This window comes from Sphingobium sp. PAMC28499, assembly GCF_004795815.1.
Taxonomy (GTDB): domain Bacteria; phylum Pseudomonadota; class Alphaproteobacteria; order Sphingomonadales; family Sphingomonadaceae; genus Sphingobium; species Sphingobium yanoikuyae.
Map to the genome: position 1 here is coordinate 3,706,708 of NZ_CP039248.1, position 20,392 is coordinate 3,727,099.

Sequence of the window (20,392 nt, forward strand, 5' to 3'; positions counted from 1 at the left end):
AGTCAGGTGCTTTTGCCCGACCCCCTACATCGGCACAAAACCCGACTGGTTCAAGGGGGAACCATGTGTCACCCCTCTCGTTCCACAATCGTTTCAAATCGCGACAGGGGGAACAAGCCGATGGTTTCCGACGTGCATTCCGATATTCCGCCCCATGACGGCCGGGCCGGACCGGGGCTGATCGCCGCCTTCTCCTTCGGTTGGAAGGCGCTGGCGCTGCGTGGCGTGGTCTCGATCATCCTGGGCATCATCGCCCTGGCCTACCCGTTCAGCGCGCTGTTCGCGCTGACGCTGATCTTCGCGGTCTATGCGCTGGTCGACGGCATATTCTCGGCGATCAGCGCCTTTCGGCGGATGGGACATGGCCGCCATTGGGGCGCGATGCTGCTGCGCGGGCTGCTGGGCATTGCCGTCGGCATCATCTTCATCGTCACCCCGATCGCGATGACGATCACCTATGCGCTGCTGACCGTGTTCCTGATCGCGGGCTGGGCGATCATCGCCGGCGGACTGGAAATCATCGCCGCGATCCGGCTGCGCAAGGAGATAGAGGGCGAATGGCTGCTGGCGCTGAGCGGGCTACTCTCGCTGCTGCTAGGCCTGTTCGTCCTCTATCTGGCCCTTGCCAACCCGCATGTGTCGGTGGCCATGCTGGGCTGGGGCATCGGCTTCTATGCGCTGGTGACCGGCGTCACCCTGCTGATCCTGGCGATGCGGCTGCGCCGCCGGGTTCAGTCCTTCAAGGCGTAGTCGCTCGGCGCGCGGAAGGCGAGATAGGCGAGCCGCCGCACTTCGCGGCGGCCGCGCACCACCGTGTCGAGGATGAGGCCGCACATGCCGCTCAGGGTCGCCAGGATCATGAGGCCGGTGACCAGGATTGCGGTAGGAAACCGCGGCACCAGCCCGGTCTGGGCATAGGTGACGATCAGCGGCACGGCCAGACCGAGCGCGAGCGCTGCGAGGAAGGCCGCGATAATGCCGAAGAAGAGGATCGGCCGCTCGATGCGATAGAGGGTGATGATCGTGCGCAGGATGCGCCAGCCGTCGCGATAGGTCGAGAGCTTGCTCACCGACCCTTCGGGCCGCGCACCATAGGCGGTCATCACTTCGGACACCGGCATCGCCAGTTCGAGGGCATGGACGCTGATCTCGGTCTCGATCTCGAAGCCGGCGGACAGCACCGGGAAGCTCTTGACGAAACGGCGCGAGAAGACGCGGTAGCCCGACAGGATATCGGTGAAGCTGCGGCCGAAAAGCTGCTTCAACAGGCTGGTGAGCGCCCAGTTGCCGAAGCGGTGGCCACGCCGATAGGCTGCCTCGACCTGGTCGCGGCGACAGCCCACCACCATGTCGAGATTATCCTGCAGCATGGCAGCGATCATCTGCGGCGCGGCGGCCGCTTCATAGGTCGCGTCGCCATCGGCCATGATGTAGATGTCGGCGTCGACGTCGGCGAACATGCGGCGCACGACATGACCCTTGCCCTGCTGGGCCACGCGGCGAACGATCGCGCCCGCGCCGGCCGCCAGTTCGCGGCTGCCATCGCTGCTGTTATTGTCGAAGACATAGATTTCGGCATGGGGCAGCGCGCGGCGGAAATCCTCCACCGTCTGCACGATCGCCCCAGCCTCATTATAGCAGGGCAGGATAACGGCGACGCGGGGGTGGCCCACGCCAATGTTCGAAAGATTGTCCATATCCATAAATTGCCCCAACCTATGCTGACCAAATATGGCCGCCGCCCGTCAGACCGGCGGCGGCAACATGTATCGCGCAACGACGGTCAGCGCCAATATGGCTGCCGGCACACCCACCGTTGCAACCGCCAATGCCGAATGTCGCCGCATCATGGCCCTTATCGTCGCATCGGACAATGCGAGCGGCAGGGCCAGACAAACCGCCAATGTCGTAAAGAAGAAATAGCGCTGATCGGTCGCCACCCCGACAAGCAGGAAGGTGCCTGTATATATCAAGGCAAGCCATATCAATATCGCGCAGACACGCAGCAGCGCATCGCGCGAGGCGCGCAGCGCGGCAATGATCCAGGGCAGCAGCGCCAGCGCGATCGCGACCATCATCACGGGCGAGGTCAGCGGCGAATAGCGGACCTGGTCCAGCAGCCGGTTCTTGAACGACCCGCCGCGATTGCCGGCGGTGTTCAGCTTGCGCACGACTTCGGTATGATGGACCGGCACCCAGAAATAGAGGGTCGAATTATAATGGGTCAGGCGATGGCGCAGATAGGCCAGCGGATGATGCCGGATCGCCTCAGTCCAGCGTGACGACAGCGATGCGCCCCCGCCATCCCGGATCGCCTGCTCGACATTCTTGAGCACATGGCAATTCCAGTGGGCATAGGCCAGCGTATCCCACATGATCGGGCTGTAGCAGCGATGGACATCCTGCGTCAGCGCCTGCGCGCCCGGCAGATCGGCCAGGATATCATCCCCGCCCCGCACCATGATGCCGGCGATGTCGAATATCTGAAGCGACCGGATTGCCCCGGCGTCCGATGCGCCAAGGATGCGATGATTGACGATATTGCTGGCCGGGACCAGCAGCACTCCGCCGACCGCGGACAGCGCCAGCATCAGCATCGGCCGTGCCATCAGCACCGGCCGGCCGGCAAAGACCAGCATCGGCGCAACCAGGAACACGGCATTGTTGCGGACCAGTGCCGCCATGACCACGATCAGCAGCGCCAGCATCCAGCACAGCGTTCGGGCCGGCCGCGCGGCGACGAGCCCTTCCTGCACCGCCCCGATGATCGCCACGGCCAGCAGCAGCATCACCGCCATCATGATGTCCTTGGCGATGTTGACGCTCATCATCAGCAGCATCGGCTGGGCCGCGAGGAAGATCATGCAATAGGCGCAGAGCCACCGGCCGCGTCGCGCCGGCAGGCTGGCCAGAAGCGCAACGCCGCAGCCGTAGAAGATCGTGTCGAAGGCAAAGATCGGCCCGGTGCCCGCGCCGAACAGGGTCAGCGCTTCCCAGATCCGCGCCATCAGCGGCGGATGCCAGTCGTTGAACCGGCCGGTGACGATCTGATGATATTGGCTGTTGCTGTCGCTGTTCGGCTCACCGGGAAAGCGCAGGAGGAAGAAGGCGAGAAACAGGAACAGGCAGACGCCTACCAGGAGCCACCTGTTCATCAGCAATTGCCCAAGACCCCGACCAGAACCGCCCTTGACGACTTGCATAGGCCCTCCGCGATCAGTTCATCGCCTGATCCCTAGTTTCGGGCCTTCATCAGAATATATTGCAGCGCAAAAATAAAGATCAGGAAAAGCGCGTATGATCCCGGCGTTCGCGCCGAGGGCTCATAGCCAATCACCCGCGCGCCCATGCAAAACGCCCGCCCTTCCCTGTGGGGAAGAGCGGGCGTTCCGATTTGCTGGCTGGAAAGGCTTATTCAGCCTTGGCAGCGGCCTTCTTGGCGGGAGCCTTCTTCGCCTTGGGCTTTTCCTCGGCGGCAGCTTCCTCAGCCGGGGCGTCGTCCTTCTTGGCGGCAGCCTTCTTGGCCGGAGCCTTCTTGGCGGGCGCTTCCTCGGCTACGGCTTCGGCCTCTGCGGGCTCGGCCTTCTTCTTGGCAGCGGCCTTCTTCGCCTTGGGCTTTTCGTCATGATCGTGGTCATGGCCGCAGCCCGGACCGTGGACGTGGGGCTTCAGATCGCCATCTTCGGCTTCGATCGCGGCTTCCAGTTCCTCACGGCTGACAGCGCGGTCGCTGACTTCCGCCTTTTCGAACAGGAAGTCGACGACCTTGTCCTCATAGAGCGGCGCGCGCAGCTGGGCGGCGGCCATCGGATCCTGGCGGACATACTGCACGAAACGCTCACGGTCCTGCGGGCTGTACTGCTGGGCAGCCTGCATGATGAGACGGTTCATTTCATTGTCCGAAACAACGACATTGTTGGCCTGGCCGATTTCCGACAGCAGCAGGCCCAGGCGCACGCGGCGCACGGCGATGCCGCGATAATCTTCCTTCTCGGCTTCCATTTCGACCAGAGCGGCTTCCGGATCGGCTTCATGGCTGGCTTCGTGCTGAAGCTGCTGCCAAATCTGGTTGAATTCGGCTTCCACCATGCTCGGCGGAACGTCGAAGTCGTGCGAAGCGGCCAGCTGGTCGAGCAGCTTGCGCTTCATATAGGTGCGGGTCAGGCCGTTATGCTCCTGCTCGATCTGGCCCTTGAGCAGATCCTTGAGCTGGTCGAGACCTTCCAGGCCCAGCGACTTGGCGAAGTCGTCATCGAGCTTGGGCTTGTCGGCGTTCAGCACCGACTGCACGGTCACGTCGAAGGTCGCGGCCTTGCCGGCGAGGTGCGCGGCGCCATAATCTTCGGGGAAGGTGACTTCGATGGTCTTTTCTTCGCCCTTCTTCACGCCGCCGAGCTGCTCTTCGAAGCCGGGGATGAACTGGCCCGAACCAATCTTCAGCTTCACGCCTTCGGCCGAACCGCCTTCGAACGCTTCACCGTCGACCTTGCCGACGAAGTCGATGACCAGCGTGTCGCCGTCCTTCGCCTTGTGGCTGGCGGCATATTCTTCCAGAGCGCCCTGCTGGGTCGCGATGCGGCCGGCCTGTTCCTCGACCTGCGCGTCGCTGACTTCGGCAGTCAGGCGCTCCAGCTTCAGACCGTCGATGCTCGGGGCTTCGATCACGGGCAGAACTTCCAGTTCCACCTTGACCTGTGCGTCCTTGCCGAACTCGAAGCTTTCGTCCAGCTCGACCGAAGGCTGCATCGCGGGACGCAGCTTCTGATCGGCGATCAGCTTCTGAACGCTTTCCTGGATGGAATTGTTGAGGGCATCACGCTGCAGGCTTTCACCATGCATCTTCTTGACGAGGTTCGCCGGCACCTTGCCGGGGCGGAAGCCGGGCATACGCACCTGCGGCGCGATCGCCAGCACTTCCTTCTCAACGCGGGCGTCGATATCCTTCGACGTGATGGTCACGGTGTAGGCGCGCTTCAGGCCCTCGTTCAACGTCTCGACAGTCTGCATCTCTTCTCTCAAACGCTTTCTTAGCTGAATCTCGTTGGCGCCGGATCAAGCCAAGCCTGACACTGGTGCGGGCGAAGGGACTCGAACCCCCACATCTTGCGATACCAGAACCTAAATCTGGCGCGTCTACCAGTTTCGCCACGCCCGCATCGGTCGCCGGTCGGCGCGGCATAGAGAAAAGCATTGGCGAGAGCAAGGGATATGGATGCATTGGTGGAACCGGCATCCTTGCCCGCGCGTAGCTTCTTCTTTGCAGGAGAGCATAGCATGGCCACCCAGCCCGATCCAGCGCCCGACACCCTGTCCCCGCCCGACCGGATCGAACCCCAGTCGCCGCCCGAAACGCCACCGCCCGCGACTCCGGACGAGACTCCGATCAACGAGCCGCCCGAAATCATCCCTGGCGAACCCGACTATGACCAGCCCGATCGCGCGCCGGACGAGGTTCCGCCTGACATAATTTCGTAACCACGCAACAAAAGAAGGCACCTGAAAACTTTTTTGCAACAGGGTGGAACTTTTTATAGCGGATTACGGAATATGCGTAATCACGTGCTGGACACCCCCCGGAATCCATGATTGAAATGTGACAACAAAAAGAAATTCAGGAGAGGCGCGCTGACATAAAAGGGGGTCGACGTGCATAGGGTTCGCGCCAAGCTAGAGTGGTTCAAGACCGTGATTTTGCCGCAGGAAGCTGCCTTGAGGGGTCGCCTGCGTCGCATTTTGCCCTCCACCCACGAGTTGGAGGACATGGTCGCCGAAGTTCTTGCCCGTGCCTATGCCACGGAGAACTGGGAAAATGTCACCACCGGGCGCGCCTATCTCTTCACCATCGCCCGCAACCTCGTCATCGACACCGCCCGCCGCAACAAAGTGGTGAGCTTCGAGACGATCGCCGATCTGGAATTGCTGGGCGGCGAAAACACCATCGAGGCACAGCTCCACGCCCGCGAGGCGCTGCGTCAGGTCGAGGCGATTGTCGATTCGCTGCCCACCCAGTGCCGCCGGGTCTTCATTCTTCGCCGTATCCACGAAAAATCGATGCTGGAAATAGCGGAGGAAATGTCTCTGTCCGTTTCTACTGTTGAAAAACATCTGGCCAAAGCGATCGGCATAGTTATGCGGGCCTGGGCAGAACGTGAGGAAACGGATTTCGAACGTGCAGGCGTCGGGACCAGGTTCAAACAGCGGGGACAGGGACGCGATCGCGTTGGAAGCCGCGCGCCTGCTGGCCAGGCTTAACAGCGATCCTACTCCCCAGGACGAAGACGAAATATGTGCGTGGATCGAGGCCGATCCGCGCCATGGTGTGGCCTTTGCCCGCGCCGAAGCCGCCTGGGACGCGGCCGAGCGGCTGAAGAGCGCCGCCGCCGAAGTCAATCTCCCCCCGCTCGAAGCGATCGTCAGCGAGGAACAGCAGCGCCGCCTCTCGCGCAACATTATGATCGCCGCCGGCATCGCCATCGCCTTCTTCATCGTCGCCGCGATCGTCACCATCCGCACCTTCAGCGGCGTCGACCGCTATGAGACGGCGGTGGGCCAGATCCGCGACGTCGCACTGGCCGACGGCTCCATCCTGCACCTCAACAGCAATAGCGAGGCGGAAGTCCGCTTCACCGACATCGGCCGCAAGGTGCGCGTACTGAAGGGCGAAGCCTCCTTCGACGTGGCCCATGACAAGGGCCGCCCGTTCGACGTGGAGGTGCGATCGGCCCAGATCCGCGCCGTCGGCACCGCTTTCAACGTCCGCATGCGCCCGTCGGTGGTGGAACTGACCGTCACGCAGGGCACGGTGACGGTCCATTCGGGCAATAGCGGGCTGGAAAAGGTCAGCGCCGGCAGCGGCGCCGTGATCCAGTCGCGCAGCATCGACCTCACCCATCTCAGCCCCAAGCTGATCGACCAGCGCACCGCCTGGCGCGACCAGATGGTCGAGCTGGACGGGGAAACGATCGAACAGGCGGCCAGCGAGTTCAACCGCTATCGCCGCGCGCCGATCCTGATCGGCGATGCGCGCGTCTCCTCGCTGCGGGTCGGCGGGCGCTTCCGCGTCAGCGACAGCAAGGAATTCCTCTCCGCCCTGCAACTGAGCCTGCCGATCCGCGCGGTGAATGGCGAGGATGGATCGGTAATGCTGCTTTATCGCGACGAACCCGATGGCGCCGACATCATGGCGGCACCCGGCGAATAAGCCCGGTCAGCCGAGCAGGTCGCGGACCAGTTCGGGCACAAGTTCGCTTGCCGGGCCAAGCCGGCTTTCCTCGAAATAGCTGCTGCCCGCCGACGGATCGAGATTGAGCTCCAGCGTGCGGGCGCCATAATGGCGCGCCATCTGGACGAAACCGGCGGCCGGATAGACCGCGCCCGACGTGCCAATCGACACGAACAGGTCGGCCTGCGCCAGCGCTTCCTCGATCCGCTCCATATCATAGGGCATTTCGCCAAAGAAGACGATGTCGGGCCGCAGGCTGGGCGCGCCGCAACCGGCGCAGACGCTGCCGGGCGGCAGCGGATCGGCCCAGGCCACTGCCTTGCCGCAGGCGGCACAGAGGGCGGACTTCAATTCCCCGTGCATGTGGAGCAGCCGGCTCGCCCCTGCCCGCTCATGCAGGTCATCGACATTCTGGGTGACGATCAACAGGTCGCCCGGCCAGGCGCGGTCGAGCGCAGCCAAGGCTTCATGCGCGCGATTGGGCGCCACCTCCGCCAGCTTCGCCCGCCGCTCGTCATAGAAGCGATGCACCAGCGCCGGATTACGCGCCAGAGCTTCGGGCGTGCAGACATCCTCCACCCGATGCCCCTCCCACAAGCCATCCGGCCCGCGAAAGGTGGCAAGCCCGCTCTCGGCCGAAATGCCCGCGCCGGTAAGGATGACAATATTGCGAATGTCGGTCATGCAATCACCCTTAAAGAAGTTGCTGCATATCGCAGCACATAAGGCTTCTCCTCAGGCTTGCCTTGGGGAAAGCTGGCACCGAAGAAAGCGACATAGCAATCGAACATCCCGATTTCATCGTCGCGCCAACAATGCACCACGACGCCAAGCTCTGTGGTAACGGCACCTTCGTCGTTGACCAAATTATCGAGGCGCACTCTCGTGCCTGGCGCCAGATAGATATCCCCACCCATAGTCTCGCCAGGAACATTCATCAAAGCCGCCCCAACTCAATCAATGGTGCATAAGGACCGCATGTAGGCGCCAATCCTGCACACTTTGCCCCTTACGCCTTGGTCAGCATCTTCTGGGCACTGGTCTTGATGAAGTCGGAGATCGGCCCGGACATCATCTTGAGGAACATCGGGATCGACACGGTGCCGCGCACCTTGTCCTCCTCGATCAGCAGCTTGACCGGAATGGTCTGGGCCATGGCCGAAATTTCCATGTCCAGCGCATAATCGGACGGCCAGGTCGCGGTCATGGTGCCGCCGCCGGGGATATGCTGTTCCAGCTTGGGCAGGCCCTGCTCCACCCGGCGCTTCGCTTCGTCCCGGCCGAGGTCATGGGGAATGTCGATATCCATCCTGTTTATCCTTGTTCTGATGGTCAGTTCTGAAAGGCGATGTCGAGCGGGGCGAGGCCGGCAATGGTCGCCTGCACCGCCTGGCCGGGCGCGATCGGGCCGACGCCGGCAGGCGTGCCGGTGAAGATCAGGTCGCCGGGCGCCAGTTCCACATAGGTGGAGAGATTGGCGATGATTTCGGGCACCGACCAGATCATGTCGGCCAGGTCGCCCGACTGGCGCGGGTCGCCGTCGATGCTGAGCGCGATGGCGCCGCTGGCCGGCGGCGTGCCGGGATGGATCGGGCCGATCGGCGCGGAGCGATCAAAGCCCTTGGCCATGTCCCATGGGCGCCCCGCCTTCTTCGCGACCGCCTGCATGTCGCGGCGGGTGAGGTCGATGCCGACTGCCCAGCCATAGATCAGCGCCAGCGCATCCTCGACCGAGACATCCGTGCCGCCCGCGCCCAGCGCAACCACCAGTTCGACCTCATGATGCAGATCCTGCGTGCGGGAGGGGAAAGGCAGCAGCGCGCCATTCTCGACCACGGCATCGGCCGGCTTGGTGAAGAAGAAGGGCGGCGCGCGATTGGGATCGCCACCCATTTCGCGCGCATGTTCGGCATAATTCTGCCCGACGCAGAAGATGCGACGGACGGGAAAGCGATCGGCGCTGCCGTCGATCGGCAGGGTCGGAACGGAGAGTCGGGGAAGATCGAGCATGGCCATCTCTTAGCCATGGTCGGTCGCCTTTCCCAAGAAATTCATGGTGCCGGATGACAAAGGGTCGCCGCTCTGGCATCGCGCGCTCACTTATCTTCAAGGAACGGATCAGGGCATGACCAGCATCGGGATTTTCGGCGCCGCCGGGCGCATGGGCCGCGCCATTGCGCAGGCCGCGGCGGAGGCGGGACTGACCGTGGCGGGCGGCACCGATCGCGACGGCAGCGGCGAGTTGGCGCCGGGCGTCGCGATCACCAGCGATCCGCAGGCATTGGCACAGGCGGCCGATGTGCTGATCGACTTTTCCGTGCCAGCCGCGCTTTCCGCCAATCTCGACGCCTGCATCGCCGCGAACAAGCCGGTGCTGATCGGCACGACGGGGCTGGAAGCTGAGCATCATGCGCTGATCGACCAGGCGGCGGTCCGCATCCCGGTGCTGCAGACCGGCAATACGTCGCTGGGCGTCAACCTGCTCGCCGCGCTGGTGGAAAAGGCCGCCGCCAGCCTGGGCGACGATTGGGACATCGAGATCGTCGAGATGCATCACCGCCACAAGGTCGACGCGCCGTCGGGCACCGCGCTGCTGCTGGGCGAAGCAGCGGCGAAGGGGCGCGGCATCGCGCTGGCCGACCATAGCGAGCGCGGCCGCGATGGCATCACCGGCGCGCGGGCGAAGGGCGCGATCGGCTTTGCCGCGCTGCGCGGCGGATCGGTCGCAGGCGACCATCAGGTGATCCTGGCGACCGAGGGCGAGCGGATCGAACTGGGCCATCGCGCCGAAAACCGCAGCATCTTCGCGCGCGGCGCGATCAAGGGCGCAAGCTGGCTCGCCGGCCAACCGGTCGGCCGCTATGACATGAAGGGCGTATTGGGGCTCTGATGCCATGAACAAGGGCCAGATCTTCGACTTTTTCAGCCGCCTGGCAGAGGCCAATCCCGCCCCGGTAACGGAGCTGGAATATGGCAATGCCTATCAGCTGCTGGTCGCGGTCACCCTGTCTGCGCAGGCCACCGATGTCGGCGTCAACAAGGCGACCCGCGCCCTGTTCCGCGAAGTCGAAACGCCCCAGCAGATGGTCGATCTGGGCGAGGATGCGCTCAAGCAGCACATCAAGACGATCGGCCTGTTCAACACCAAGGCGAAGAATGTCATCGCCCTGTCCGAGATATTGGTGCGCGATTTCGGCGGTGAGGTGCCGCAGGATCGCGACGCGCTGACGACCCTGCCCGGCGTCGGCCGCAAGACCGCCAATGTCGTGCTCAACACCGCCTTCGGGCAGGAAACCTTCGCGGTCGACACCCATATCTTCCGCGTCGGCAACCGCACCGGCCTGGCGCCGGGGAAGACGGTGCTGGCGGTCGAGGACAAGCTGGAAAAGCGCGTGCCCCAGCCCTTCCGACGCGACGCCCATCACTGGCTGATCCTGCATGGCCGCTATGTCTGCAAGGCGCGCAAGCCCGAATGCTGGCGCTGCATCGTGTCGGACCTGTGCCGCTTCAAGCCCAAGACGCCGGAACCCGGCAGCGTCGCGAAAGCCGCCTGATCGCGCCGGCCAGCGGTGCTAGGATCGGTACGGAAATCAGCTCCGCGAATCGTCTTGTCAGCACGAAGGAGAGAGACAATGTCCATCCGCCCCATTCTCACCGCCGGCCTGCTGCTGGCCTGTGGCCTGACGCCTGCTTTCGCCAAGACCAAGGACAAGCCGGATCCCTATGTGCCCAGCGGCAATCCGGTCGATTGCATCTCGATCAGCCAGATCCGATCGAGCAGCGTCCGCGACGATCGCACCATCGATTTCGAGGTGAGCGGCAAGAAAATCTACCGCAACACCCTCCCCAACAGCTGCCCCAGCCTGGGCTTCGAGCGACGCTTTTCCTATCGCACCAGCATCTCGCAGCTCTGTTCGGTCGACATCATCACCGTGCTGTTCAACGCCGGGCCGGGCCTGCAACCGGGCGCCAGCTGTGGCCTGGGCAAATTCCAGCCGATGGTGAAGGCCCCGAAATAAGTTTCGGGAACAGGTGATTTTGTGGCTGGCGCGGTTCGAAGCCCTTTGCTAAGCGCCCCTTCTGACCAGCGTCACGCACCCATAGCTCAGCTGGATAGAGCGTTGCCCTCCGAAGGCAAAGGCCAGTGGTTCGAATCCACTTGGGTGCACCAAACCTCGCATAGATCGGCCGGCTGACGCGCAGTTTCCTATTTTAGCGTTACGGAACGCTGGCGCCGATTGGTCGATTTCTGAGCCGTGATGCGATCAACGCATGATGACGAGGCGGCCTAAACCGATCTCGCTCCGGCATCGGCAAGCGGCATTGGCGCGAACGAAAAAAGATTGTCCCCGCCCTGCTCCAGGTCGAGCAGATATTTCTTGGTCTCGACGCCGCCGGCAAAGCCGGTGAGCGCGCCATTGCTGCCCACCACCCGGTGACAGGGCGCGATGATCGAGATCGGGTTGCGGCCATTGGCGGCGCCGACGGCACGGGTCGCGGTCGGGCGACCGATGGTGCGGGCGATGTCGGCATAGCTGCGCGTCTCGCCGAACGGTATGTCGAGCAGCGCGGCCCAGACCTGGCGCTGGAAATCCGTGCCCTGAAAATGCAGCGGGATGAAGAAATGCCGCCGCTGGCCGGCGAAATATTCCGATAGCTGGGAAGCCGCGTCGCGCAGCACCGGGTGGTCGGTCGCTTCGGACCGGGCGCCCAGGCGGACGCGGGCGGGATCATCGTCGGGCCACAGGACCGCCATCAATCCTTCGTCACTCGCGACCAGCGTCAGGTCGCCGACCGGCGAGGGCATCGTCATACAGGCCAGGGTCATCGTCATCCTCCATGCGTCATCGCTGGAGATAGGCGATGATCCCCGCCCCCGCTTCCTGCCGCTTGCGGTCAAAGTCCGCAAGCGGCAGGAAGCATCATTTCAGGCCGCCACCCATGGCGCGATACAGTTCGATCATGTTGGTGAGCCGCGCCAGCCGCGTCGTCACCAGGCTCTGCTCCGCGCTCGACAGGGTCCGCTGCGACACCAGGGTCGGCAGGAAGCCGTCGACACCCGCGCGGAAGCGGGCCTGCGTCAGGTCATAGGCCTTGCGCGCAGCATCGCGCTGCGAGGTCTGCGCCTCGACCTGATCGGTCATCGTGCCGCGCCGGGCAAGCGCATCGGCGACTTCGCGGAAGCCGGTCTGCACGCTCTTTTCATAAGTGGCGAGCATCGCGTCATAGGTCGCCCTGGCGTAACGCAGATTGCCCTTGTTCCGGCCGAAGTCGAAGATCGGCAGGGTCGCACTGGGCGCCACCGACCAGGTATCGCTGCCCGACTTGAACAGGCCGGACAGGCCAAGGCTGACCGTGCCCAGCGCCGCCGTCAGCGACAGCTGCGGGAAGAAGGCCGCCCGCGCCGCACCGATATTGGCGTTGGCCGCGATCAGTTGATGCTCGGCCGACGCGATGTCGGGCCGGCGCAGCAACAGGGTCGAGGGCAGTTCCGCCGGCAGATTGTCGAGCGTGACATGGCCTTCCGGCAGGGCCGAGGGCAGATCCTCGCTGCCCAGCGTCGTGCCCGCCAGCAGGTTCAGTGCATTCTGGTCCTGCGCGACCAGCGTGGTAGCGCTGGCGATGGCGGCCCGCGCCTGATCATAGCTGGTCTGTGCCTCGCGCACTTCCAGTTCGGACGCGATGCCCTTGTCGAAGCGGGCCTTGTTGAGGTCCAGCGTCTCCTTGAACGCGGTCGCCAGCGTGCGCGCGATCGACAGCAATTCCTGATCGGCGGCCATGTTCACCCAGGCCGTCGCCACTTCCGCCACCAATGCGGTCTGGGCCGCATTGCGGTTTTCGACCGAGGCGAAATATTGCTCCTGCGCCGCCTTGGTCAGGTTGCGCACCCGACCGAACAGGTCGATTTCCCAGGACGAGATGCCGACCTGCGCCTGATAGACGTCGGTGTTGAGGCGCTGGCTCTGGCCGAACTGGACCAGCGGCTGTTCCGAATAGGTCGCCGTGCCGGTGGCCCCGACGGTCGGCAACAGATCGGCCCGCTGCACCTTATACTGTGCCCGTGCCTGCTCGACATTGGCCACCGCGATCCGCAAATCGCGATTGTTGGCGAGACTGGTCTCGATCACCCGCACCAGGCGCGGGTCGGTAAAGAAATCGCGCCAGGCGGTATCGGCCGGTACGATCGCCGCGCCGCCGTCCGCCGCGGCCGCATAGGCCGGCCCCTGGGGGCTGGCCTGCGGCACCGGCAGTTCGGGGCGGGCATATTTGGGCGCCATGTCACAGGCGGCCAGCGTCAGCGCCAAAGAGGCGACCGACATTGCTTTGATATTACGCAACATTCTTATGCCTCCTGCGGTGCGTTCGGCGTTTCACCGTCGGCGTTACGCTGTTCTTCCCCTTCATGATGTTCGCGGAACAACCGCTTCACCACGGTGAAGAAGACCGGCACGAAGAAGATGGCGAGGACGGTGGCGGACAGCATGCCGCCGACCACGGCCCAGCCGATGGCGTTCTGGCCACCCGCACCCGCGCCCTTCGACACGGCCAGCGGCAGCACGCCGAAGATGAAGGCGAAGCTGGTCATCAGGATCGGCCGCAGACGCAGCTTGCCCGCTTCCAGCGCCGCCTTGGCGGGCGGCAGCCCTTCGCGCATCTTCTCTTCGGCAAATTCCACGATCAGGATCGCGTTCTTCGCCGACACGCCGATGGTCGTGATCAGGCCGACCTGCAGATAGATGTCGTTGTTGAGGCCCGCCAGCGTCGCCGCGATCACCGCGCCGAGCACGCCCAGCGGCACGACCAGCATGACCGCGATCGGCACCGACCAGCTTTCATACAGCGCAGCCAGGCAGAGGAAGACAATCAGCATCGAGAGCGCATAGACATAGGGCGCCTGTCCACCGGAGGTCTGCTCCTCATAGGAAATGCCGTTCCAGGCATAGCCGATACCGGCCGGCAGCTTGGCCGCGAACTCTTCCATCGCCTGCATCGCGGTGCCGCTCGACACGCCGGGTGCCGGGGCGCCCTGGATGTTCATCGACGGCACGCCGTTGTAGCGCTCCAGACGGGCCGGGCCCTGGACCCATTCCGTGGTGGAGAAGGCGGAGAGCGGCGCCATCACGCCCGTGCTGCCACGCACATGATAGGCGTTGATCGCGTCGGCCGAGGTACGGAACGGCGCATCGGCCTGGACATAGACGCGCTTCACACGGTCGCGGTCGATGAAGTCGTTGACATAGGATCCGCCCAGATTGGTGCTGATCGTGTCATTGACGTCCGACTGGGCGATGCCCAGCGCACCGGCTGCGGCCTGATCCACATTCAGCTTCAGCTGCGGCGTATCTTCCAGGCCATTGGGACGGACCTGCGCCAGGCGCTTGTCGCCCATCGCCATGCCCAGCAACTGGTTGCGGGCTTCCAGCAGCTTCTCATGACCAAGATTGGCCTGATCGAGCAGCTGGAAGTCGAAACCGGACGCATTGCCCAGTTCCTGCACGGCCGGCGGCACGAAGGCGAAGGCCATGCCCGAAGAGATCTTCTGGAACGCCATATTGGCGCGCAGGGCGATCGCGGGCACGCGATTGTCCGCACCCGACCGTTCATGCCAGTCCTTCATACGGGCAAAGACGATGCCGACATTCTGGCCCTGGCCCACGAAGCCGAAGCCGGCGACCGTGAACACGGCCGAGACATTCTTCTTCTCGTCGACCAGATAATGGTCGCGCATCCGTGCCAGCGCACGCTCGGTCTCTTCCAGCGTCGTGCCCGCGGGCAGCGACACCTGGTTGATGATGATGCCCTGGTCCTCGTCCGGCAGGAAGCCGCTGGGCAGGCGCAGGAAGATGAAGGCCATGCCGACCACCACCAGGCCATAGACCAGCATGGTCCGGACCCAGCTGCGCTCGACCTTCTCGACGCCCTTGCCATAGCGCACCACGCCCTTGTCGAAGGTGCGGTTGAACCAGTCGAAGAAGCGGCCGAGGATCGAACCGATCGGCCCGTTCCAGCTATGCCCGTGCGAGGCGGGCTTGAGGATGGTGGCGCACAGCGCCGGGGTCAGGATCAACGCGACCAGCACCGACAGGATCATCGACGACACGATGGTGATCGAGAACTGGCGGAAGATGACGCCGGTCGAGCCGCCGAAGAAGGCCATGGGCAGGAACACCGCCGACAGCACCAGGCCGATGCCGATCAGCGCGCCGCTGATCTCGTCCATCGACTTCTTGGCCGCTTCCTTGGGGCTGAGCCCTTCATCCTGGATCAGACGTTCGACATTCTCGACGACAACGATCGCGTCGTCGACCAGCAGGCCGATCGCCAGCACCATGCCGAACAGGGTCAGGGTGTTGATGGTGAAGCCGGCTGCGCTGAGGATTGCCAGCGCGCCCAGCAGAACCACCGGCACCGCAATCGTCGGGATCAGCGTCGCACGCCAGTTCTGCAGGAACAGGAACATGACGACGAACACCAGCAGCACGGCTTCGAACAGGGTATGGACCACCTGCTCCACCGACAGCTTGACGAAGGTCGAGTTGTCGACCGGGAAGTCATATTTGACCCAGCTGGGGAAATTCTTCGACAACTGGTCGACGCGCGCCTTGACCGCTTCCACCGTGTCGAGCGCGTTGGCGCCAGGTGCCAGCTTGATGCCGAAGCCCGATGCCGGATGGCCGTTGAACTTCACGCCGAAACCATAGGTTTCCGCGCCCAGTTCGACCTTGGCGACATCCTTCATCAGCACGACCGAACCGTCGCTGTTGCTGCGCAGGCGGATATTCTGGAATTCCTCCGGCGTGCGCAGGCGCGACTGGGCGGTGACGGTGGCGTTGAGCGCCTGGCCCTTGGGCGAGGGCGAACCACCGATCTGGCCGGCCGACACCTGGGCATTCTGCGCGGTGATCGCCGACTTCACGTCGCCGGTGGTCACGCCCAGATTGGCCATCTTGTAGGGGTCGAGCCAGATGCGCATCGCATATTGCGAACCGAACAGCTGGGTATCGCCGACGCCGGTGACGCGGCTCAGCGGATCCTGAAGGCTGGACGCGATGAAGTCCGCCGCGTCCTCCTGGTCATGGATACCGTCGTCCGAATAGGCGGCCATGATGAGCAGGAAGCTCGACGTGGACTTGCCCACGCGCAGGCCCTGCTGCTGCACTTCCTGCGGCAACAAGGGGGTCGCCTGCGACAGCTTGTTCTGCACCTGCACCTGCGCAATGTCAGGATCGGTGCCCTGCTCGAAGGTCAGGGTGATGTTGAGATTGCCCGAACCATCGCTGGTGGACGAGAAATAGCGCAGATTGTCGATGCCCTTGAGCTGTTGCTCGATGATCTGCGTCGTCGTGCTTTCCAACGTCTGGGCGTTGGCACCGGGATAGGTGGTCTGGATCGTCACCGCCGGCGGGGCGATTTCCGGGAACTGCGCGACCGGCAGCGACCGGATCGCGAGCAGGCCCGCCAGCATGATGACGATGGCGATGACCCATGCGAAGATGGGCCTGTCGATAAAATAGCGGGCCATGGCTTAGTGCGCCTCGCCCGCGTTCGACGCGCCTTGTGCAGCGGCCGGCTTCGCGCCGCCCTGGGCGGCAGCGCCGCCTTCAGGCGCAGTCACCTGCTGCGGCGCACCGGGCTTCACCACCGTGCCGGGGCGCAGATTGACCAGCCCCTCGACGATCAGCTGATCGCCCGGCTTCAGGCCGCTGGTGACGATCCACTTGTCGCCGATCGCGCGGTCGACGGTGACCTGGCGCATTTCGACCTTGTTGTCCTTGCCAACGACCATCGCCGTAGCCCGGCCGCGCGCGTCGCGCGAAATGCCCTGCTGCGGGGCTAGGATCGCCTGGGTGCGCTCACCCTCGATCAGCTTGGCGCGGACATACATGCCCGGCAGCAACAGGCCGTCGGCGTTGGGGAAGATCGCGCGCAGCGTGACCGCGCCCGAGCTGGAATCCACCGTCACATCGGCGAACTGCAAGCGGCCTTCACCCGGATAGACGCTGCCATTGGGCAGGATCAGCTGGATGCGGGCGCCCTGCGCCTCACTGATGCCGCCTGCCTTCATCGCCTGCTTGAGGTCAATGATCTGCGCGGCCGACTGGGTCACGTCGACATAGACGCGGTCGGTGCGCTGGATGGTGGTCAGCGGATCGGCCTGGCCGGTCTGGACCAGCGCGCCCGGCGTCAGCAGCGAACGGCCGATACGGCCCGAAATCGGCGCGCGGATGCGGGTGAAATTCTGGTTCACCTGCGCTGCCTGCACCGCGCCCTGCTGCGCCGCAACATTGGCGCGGGCCTGCTGGGCCGCGGCCGCCGCGTCATCATATTCCTGCTTCGACACCGCATTGATGCCGACCAGATCCTTGTAGCGCTGCGCCTGCAGCCCGGTCGAGCGGATCGCCGCCTGAGCATTGGCCAACGAGCCCTGGGCCTGGGCGAGCGCCGCGCGATAGGGCGCGTCCTCAATCTCGTAGAGCAGTTGCCCGGCCTGGACATTGCCGCCTTCGGTAAACAGGCGGCGGCGGATCACGCCGCTGATCTGCGGCCGGACTTCAGCCGTTTCAAAGGCCGAAATGCGGCCCGGCAGTTCGTTCAGCAACGGTGCCGACTCGGTCTTGAGCGTCACCACGCCCACGCTCGGCGGCGGCGGTGCGGGCGGCGCTTCCTGACCGCAAGCGCTCAGCGCAAGGGCCGAAACACAGGCCAGCAATCCGAAGAAGTTCCCCTTTTGCATCAATTTTCCCAATCCGATAAATATCGCAGGACCGGAATGAACGTTCATTCCGCTTGCCGCGCACCTAAGAAGCTGTCAGAGGGAATTCAAGAGAAAAACAATTTTCCGAGGGTAAAATGGTTGCAGCGCAGCATGAAAAAAGCAGTCGCGACCGTGTACTTGCAGCGGCGCGAGACCTGTTCAACAGCCATGGTTTCCACCAGACGTCCATGGCCGAACTCGCTTCCGCCGCACAGGTATCAGTGGGGCAAATATATCGGCTTTTCAAAGGAAAGGAAGATATCATCGAGGCTATCGTCCATGCCGACGCCGACCAGTGGGCGGAGGACGTTGATATCCTGCGCAAACGACTCGACAGTGGCGAGTTGAGCATCGACGATACGTTCGAGCAACTGATGCTGCACGTCATTGACGAAAAGGATGAGGCGCTGTCGTTCGACATCCTGGCCGAAAGCTTCCGCAATCCGACGGTCGGCGAGATGATCGGCACCATGTGCGGCCGCTTCCGCGACGATATTCGTGACTTTGCCTGCGCCGCCAACCCGGAGCTTTCGGGCGAGGCGCTGGACGGCGCGGAGGAGATGATCCTGGCCTGCATGTTCGGCCTCGGCCATCGCAGCCTGTCGCGCCCCAATCTCAGCCCGGAGGCGTCGGCCCGGCGCGCCGCCCAGATGATCGTGGCAGGCCTGAAGGCCGTGCGCTGATCGCAGCGAAAGCCGGTTCACGCCGATCGTGAACCGGCAGCGGCGGATCACTCCACCAGTTCGCCGCCCTTCACCACATCGCTGACATGCTGCAGCAAGGTGACGTCCTTGAGCGGATCACCCTCCACCGCGACGATGTCGCCATAGCGGCCGACGGCAATCGCGCCGACATCGGCTTCCCAGCCCAGCGCCCTGGCGCCGCTGACGGTCGCCGCCTGGATCGCCTGCATCGGCGTCATGCCCCATTCAACCATCTTGGCGAACTGCTTGCCATTGTCGCCATGGGGATAGACGCCCGCATCGGTGCCGAACAGCATCGGCACGCCCGCCTTCACCGCCTTGCGAAAGGTTTCCCGCTGGAGACGCCCGATCAGCTTTTCCTTGTCCAGGCTTTCCTGTTCGGTGCCATTGGCCGTGCCGGTCGCCAGGATATAATCGTCATTATAGATATCCATGTCGAACCAGGTCTTCTTGCTGGCCGCCAGCTTGATCGTCTCGTCATCGGCCAGGCTGCAATGTTCGATCGTGTCGATCCCGGCCTCGATCGCGGTGCGGATACCGTCATTGCCATGGGCGTGCGCCGCCACCTTGAGGCCCAGCATATGCGCCTCGTCGGCAATCGCCTTCATCTCGTCAAAGCTCAGTTGCTGGGCACCAACCGCGTCGCCCAGCGAGAAGACGCCGCCGGTCGCACAGATTTTGATCACGCGGGCGCCATATTTGTGCAGCCAGCGCACCTTGGCGCGGCCCTCTTGCGGGCTGTCGACCACCGAGGGTTCCTTGCGGTCCATCGAGGGCGGCAGGCCGCCGCCATCGCAATGGCCGCCAGTTGCACCGATTGCATAGCCGGCCGGAATGATCCGCGGCCCGACAATCTGCCCCTCCTCGATCGCCTGCTTGAGGCCCACATCGGCGAAATCGGCCGACCCGACATTGCGCACCGTGGTAAAACCGGCCTTCAGCGTGATCCGCGCATTCTTGACGCCCACAGCGGTCCAGAAACTGTCGGTGTAGCGGAGCCCCTGATAGCCGCCCACTTCCGCCAGGCTGGTCAAATGGACATGCATGTCGATCAGGCCCGGCAGGATGGTCTTGCCCGACAGGTCGATATGGCGGACGTCGCTGCCCCAGCGCACGGTGCGCGCGTCGGCAATGCCGGTAATGCGACCATCGGTGATGAAGATGGCCGGATGATCGACCGTCTTGCCGGCCAGCACATCGACCATATGGTCCGCAGTGACGACCACCTGCTCGGCAAGCGCCGGCGCGGCAGCCAGCGGCAACAGGATGGTGGTGGCCATGGCCGATGCCCGGACAGTCTTCAACATGCGATGTAAATCCCCCTGGGCGATCGATGTCCAGACCGTGCATGGCCGGATCATCATTGCCCCAAGCCCCTGACCTAGCGACCAAGGCCAGCCGGCATCAAGGGCAAAGATGGATGGCGGCATCGCGCCGCCCACCCCCGTTTCACCCCCGTCCACCGCAAGCCCCTGCCCTGCCCGCAACCTGTTGGCGCCCCGCCCATTGGAGGATCAATCGAGGGAGGTATTTCATGGATCTGGAAGCGAATTTCGGCCGCGCCTATTTCGAGCAGCGACGCGACCGCAATCGCCAGTTGGCGGCGCGATCGGCCACACCGGCGCTCCGCAACATGCATCTGGAATATGCGCGGCTCTACGAGCAATTGCTGCAGGCGGAGGACGCGCAAACCGCCTCCGCCTGATCCAG

Annotated in this window: 21 protein-coding genes and 2 tRNA genes; 10 read left to right on the top strand and 13 right to left on the bottom strand. The window is 64.0% G+C overall.

The annotated features are described in order from the left end of the window. The first annotated feature begins 120 nt into the window (after positions 1-120). Positions 121-750 (top strand): DUF308 domain-containing protein, encoded by a 630-nt coding sequence (locus tag E5554_RS17625; RefSeq protein WP_010336052.1) that lies wholly within the window; start codon positions 121-123, stop codon positions 748-750. Here E5554_RS17625 and E5554_RS17630 read toward each other — a convergent pair. From E5554_RS17630 to E5554_RS17645, 4 genes are all read right to left on the bottom strand, one after another. Continuing rightward, positions 732-1,703, bottom strand: coding sequence for a glycosyltransferase family 2 protein (locus E5554_RS17630; RefSeq protein WP_010336051.1), 972 nt, complete (start codon positions 1,701-1,703; stop codon positions 732-734). The genes E5554_RS17625 and E5554_RS17630 overlap by 19 nt on opposite strands. A gap of 42 nt (positions 1,704-1,745) precedes the next feature. Next, on the bottom strand, positions 1,746-3,155 hold the full coding sequence (locus E5554_RS17635; RefSeq protein WP_136187592.1) for a hypothetical protein: 1,410 nt from the start codon (positions 3,153-3,155) through the stop codon (positions 1,746-1,748). Positions 3,156-3,411: 256 nt separating this feature from the next. Beyond that, positions 3,412-5,007 (bottom strand): trigger factor, encoded by a 1,596-nt coding sequence (gene tig / locus E5554_RS17640; RefSeq protein WP_136187593.1) that lies wholly within the window; start codon positions 5,005-5,007, stop codon positions 3,412-3,414. A gap of 63 nt (positions 5,008-5,070) precedes the next feature. Next, positions 5,071-5,155, bottom strand: a tRNA-Leu gene (locus E5554_RS17645). Positions 5,156-5,274: 119 nt separating this feature from the next. Here E5554_RS17645 and E5554_RS17650 point away from each other — a divergent pair. The 3 genes from E5554_RS17650 (at position 5,275) to E5554_RS17660 (ending at position 7,201) form a co-directional block, all read left to right on the top strand. Beyond that, positions 5,275-5,475 carry a hypothetical protein gene (locus E5554_RS17650; protein WP_136187594.1) on the top strand — a complete coding sequence of 67 codons (201 nt, stop codon included), beginning with the start codon at positions 5,275-5,277 and terminating at the stop codon, positions 5,473-5,475. Positions 5,476-5,646: 171 nt separating this feature from the next. Continuing rightward, positions 5,647-6,252 carry a sigma-70 family RNA polymerase sigma factor gene (locus E5554_RS17655; RefSeq protein ID WP_004207570.1) on the top strand — a complete coding sequence of 202 codons (606 nt, stop codon included), beginning with the start codon at positions 5,647-5,649 and terminating at the stop codon, positions 6,250-6,252. Further along, complete coding sequence (locus E5554_RS17660) at positions 6,221-7,201, top strand: FecR domain-containing protein (protein ID WP_004207571.1); 981 nt, start codon at positions 6,221-6,223, stop codon at positions 7,199-7,201. Before E5554_RS17655 ends, E5554_RS17660 begins: the two co-directional genes overlap by 32 nt. Positions 7,202-7,207: 6 nt before the next feature. On the opposite strand, the gene E5554_RS17665 is transcribed toward E5554_RS17660, so the two are convergent. The 4 genes from E5554_RS17665 to E5554_RS17680 all read right to left on the bottom strand — a co-directional run bounded on the left by E5554_RS17665 (position 7,208) and on the right by E5554_RS17680 (position 9,238). Continuing rightward, a complete protein-coding gene (locus E5554_RS17665) occupies positions 7,208-7,906 on the bottom strand; it encodes an NAD-dependent deacylase (RefSeq protein WP_136187595.1) in 699 nt (232 codons plus the stop codon). Beyond that, positions 7,903-8,139, bottom strand: coding sequence for a hypothetical protein (locus E5554_RS17670; RefSeq protein ID WP_247594299.1), 237 nt, complete (start codon positions 8,137-8,139; stop codon positions 7,903-7,905). The genes E5554_RS17665 and E5554_RS17670 overlap by 4 nt, the downstream gene beginning before the upstream one ends. A 92-nt stretch (positions 8,140-8,231) precedes the next feature. After that, a complete protein-coding gene (locus E5554_RS17675) occupies positions 8,232-8,531 on the bottom strand; it encodes a polyhydroxyalkanoic acid system family protein (RefSeq protein ID WP_004207574.1) in 300 nt (99 codons plus the stop codon). A 23-nt stretch (positions 8,532-8,554) separates the two neighbouring features. After that, positions 8,555-9,238 (bottom strand): fumarylacetoacetate hydrolase family protein, encoded by a 684-nt coding sequence (locus E5554_RS17680; protein ID WP_125986753.1) that lies wholly within the window; start codon positions 9,236-9,238, stop codon positions 8,555-8,557. A 109-nt stretch (positions 9,239-9,347) separates the two neighbouring features. Between E5554_RS17680 and dapB the strand changes: the two genes are divergently transcribed. The 4 genes from dapB to E5554_RS17700 all read left to right on the top strand — a co-directional run bounded on the left by dapB (position 9,348) and on the right by E5554_RS17700 (position 11,393). Then, positions 9,348-10,112 carry a 4-hydroxy-tetrahydrodipicolinate reductase gene (gene dapB / locus E5554_RS17685; protein ID WP_125986751.1) on the top strand — a complete coding sequence of 255 codons (765 nt, stop codon included), beginning with the start codon at positions 9,348-9,350 and terminating at the stop codon, positions 10,110-10,112. A 4-nt stretch (positions 10,113-10,116) separates the two neighbouring features. Then, complete coding sequence (nth, locus tag E5554_RS17690) at positions 10,117-10,776, top strand: endonuclease III (protein ID WP_069338244.1); 660 nt, start codon at positions 10,117-10,119, stop codon at positions 10,774-10,776. A 78-nt stretch (positions 10,777-10,854) separates the two neighbouring features. After that, positions 10,855-11,241: a hypothetical protein gene (locus E5554_RS17695; RefSeq protein WP_125986749.1), complete on the top strand. Its 387-nt coding sequence runs from the start codon at positions 10,855-10,857 to the stop codon at positions 11,239-11,241. Positions 11,242-11,316: 75 nt separating this feature from the next. Continuing rightward, positions 11,317-11,393, top strand: a tRNA-Arg gene (locus tag E5554_RS17700). A 117-nt stretch (positions 11,394-11,510) separates the two neighbouring features. On the opposite strand, the gene E5554_RS17705 is transcribed toward E5554_RS17700, so the two are convergent. The 4 genes from E5554_RS17705 to E5554_RS17720 all read right to left on the bottom strand — a co-directional run bounded on the left by E5554_RS17705 (position 11,511) and on the right by E5554_RS17720 (position 17,957). Further along, positions 11,511-12,050: a methylated-DNA--[protein]-cysteine S-methyltransferase gene (locus E5554_RS17705; protein ID WP_136187597.1), complete on the bottom strand. Its 540-nt coding sequence runs from the start codon at positions 12,048-12,050 to the stop codon at positions 11,511-11,513. 94 nt (positions 12,051-12,144) lie between these two features. Beyond that, positions 12,145-13,563 (bottom strand): efflux transporter outer membrane subunit, encoded by a 1,419-nt coding sequence (locus tag E5554_RS17710; RefSeq protein WP_185705428.1) that lies wholly within the window; start codon positions 13,561-13,563, stop codon positions 12,145-12,147. A 2-nt stretch (positions 13,564-13,565) separates the two neighbouring features. Then, positions 13,566-16,745 carry an efflux RND transporter permease subunit gene (locus E5554_RS17715; RefSeq protein ID WP_004207583.1) on the bottom strand — a complete coding sequence of 1,060 codons (3,180 nt, stop codon included), beginning with the start codon at positions 16,743-16,745 and terminating at the stop codon, positions 13,566-13,568. A gap of 3 nt (positions 16,746-16,748) precedes the next feature. Continuing rightward, positions 16,749-17,957 (bottom strand): efflux RND transporter periplasmic adaptor subunit, encoded by a 1,209-nt coding sequence (locus tag E5554_RS17720; protein ID WP_010336036.1) that lies wholly within the window; start codon positions 17,955-17,957, stop codon positions 16,749-16,751. A 116-nt stretch (positions 17,958-18,073) separates the two neighbouring features. Between E5554_RS17720 and E5554_RS17725 the strand changes: the two genes are divergently transcribed. Then, on the top strand, positions 18,074-18,661 hold the full coding sequence (locus E5554_RS17725; RefSeq protein ID WP_004207585.1) for a TetR/AcrR family transcriptional regulator: 588 nt from the start codon (positions 18,074-18,076) through the stop codon (positions 18,659-18,661). 47 nt (positions 18,662-18,708) lie between these two features. On the opposite strand, the gene E5554_RS17730 is transcribed toward E5554_RS17725, so the two are convergent. Next, positions 18,709-19,989, bottom strand: a complete 1,281-nt coding sequence (locus tag E5554_RS17730; RefSeq protein WP_281729006.1) for an amidohydrolase family protein — start codon at positions 19,987-19,989, stop codon at positions 18,709-18,711. A 227-nt stretch (positions 19,990-20,216) separates the two neighbouring features. On the opposite strand from E5554_RS17730, the gene E5554_RS23120 reads away from it, so the two are divergent. Next, entirely contained in the window at positions 20,217-20,387 is a 171-nt protein-coding gene (locus E5554_RS23120) for a hypothetical protein (RefSeq protein WP_168708735.1), read from the top strand. Positions 20,388-20,392 lie beyond the last annotated feature (5 nt).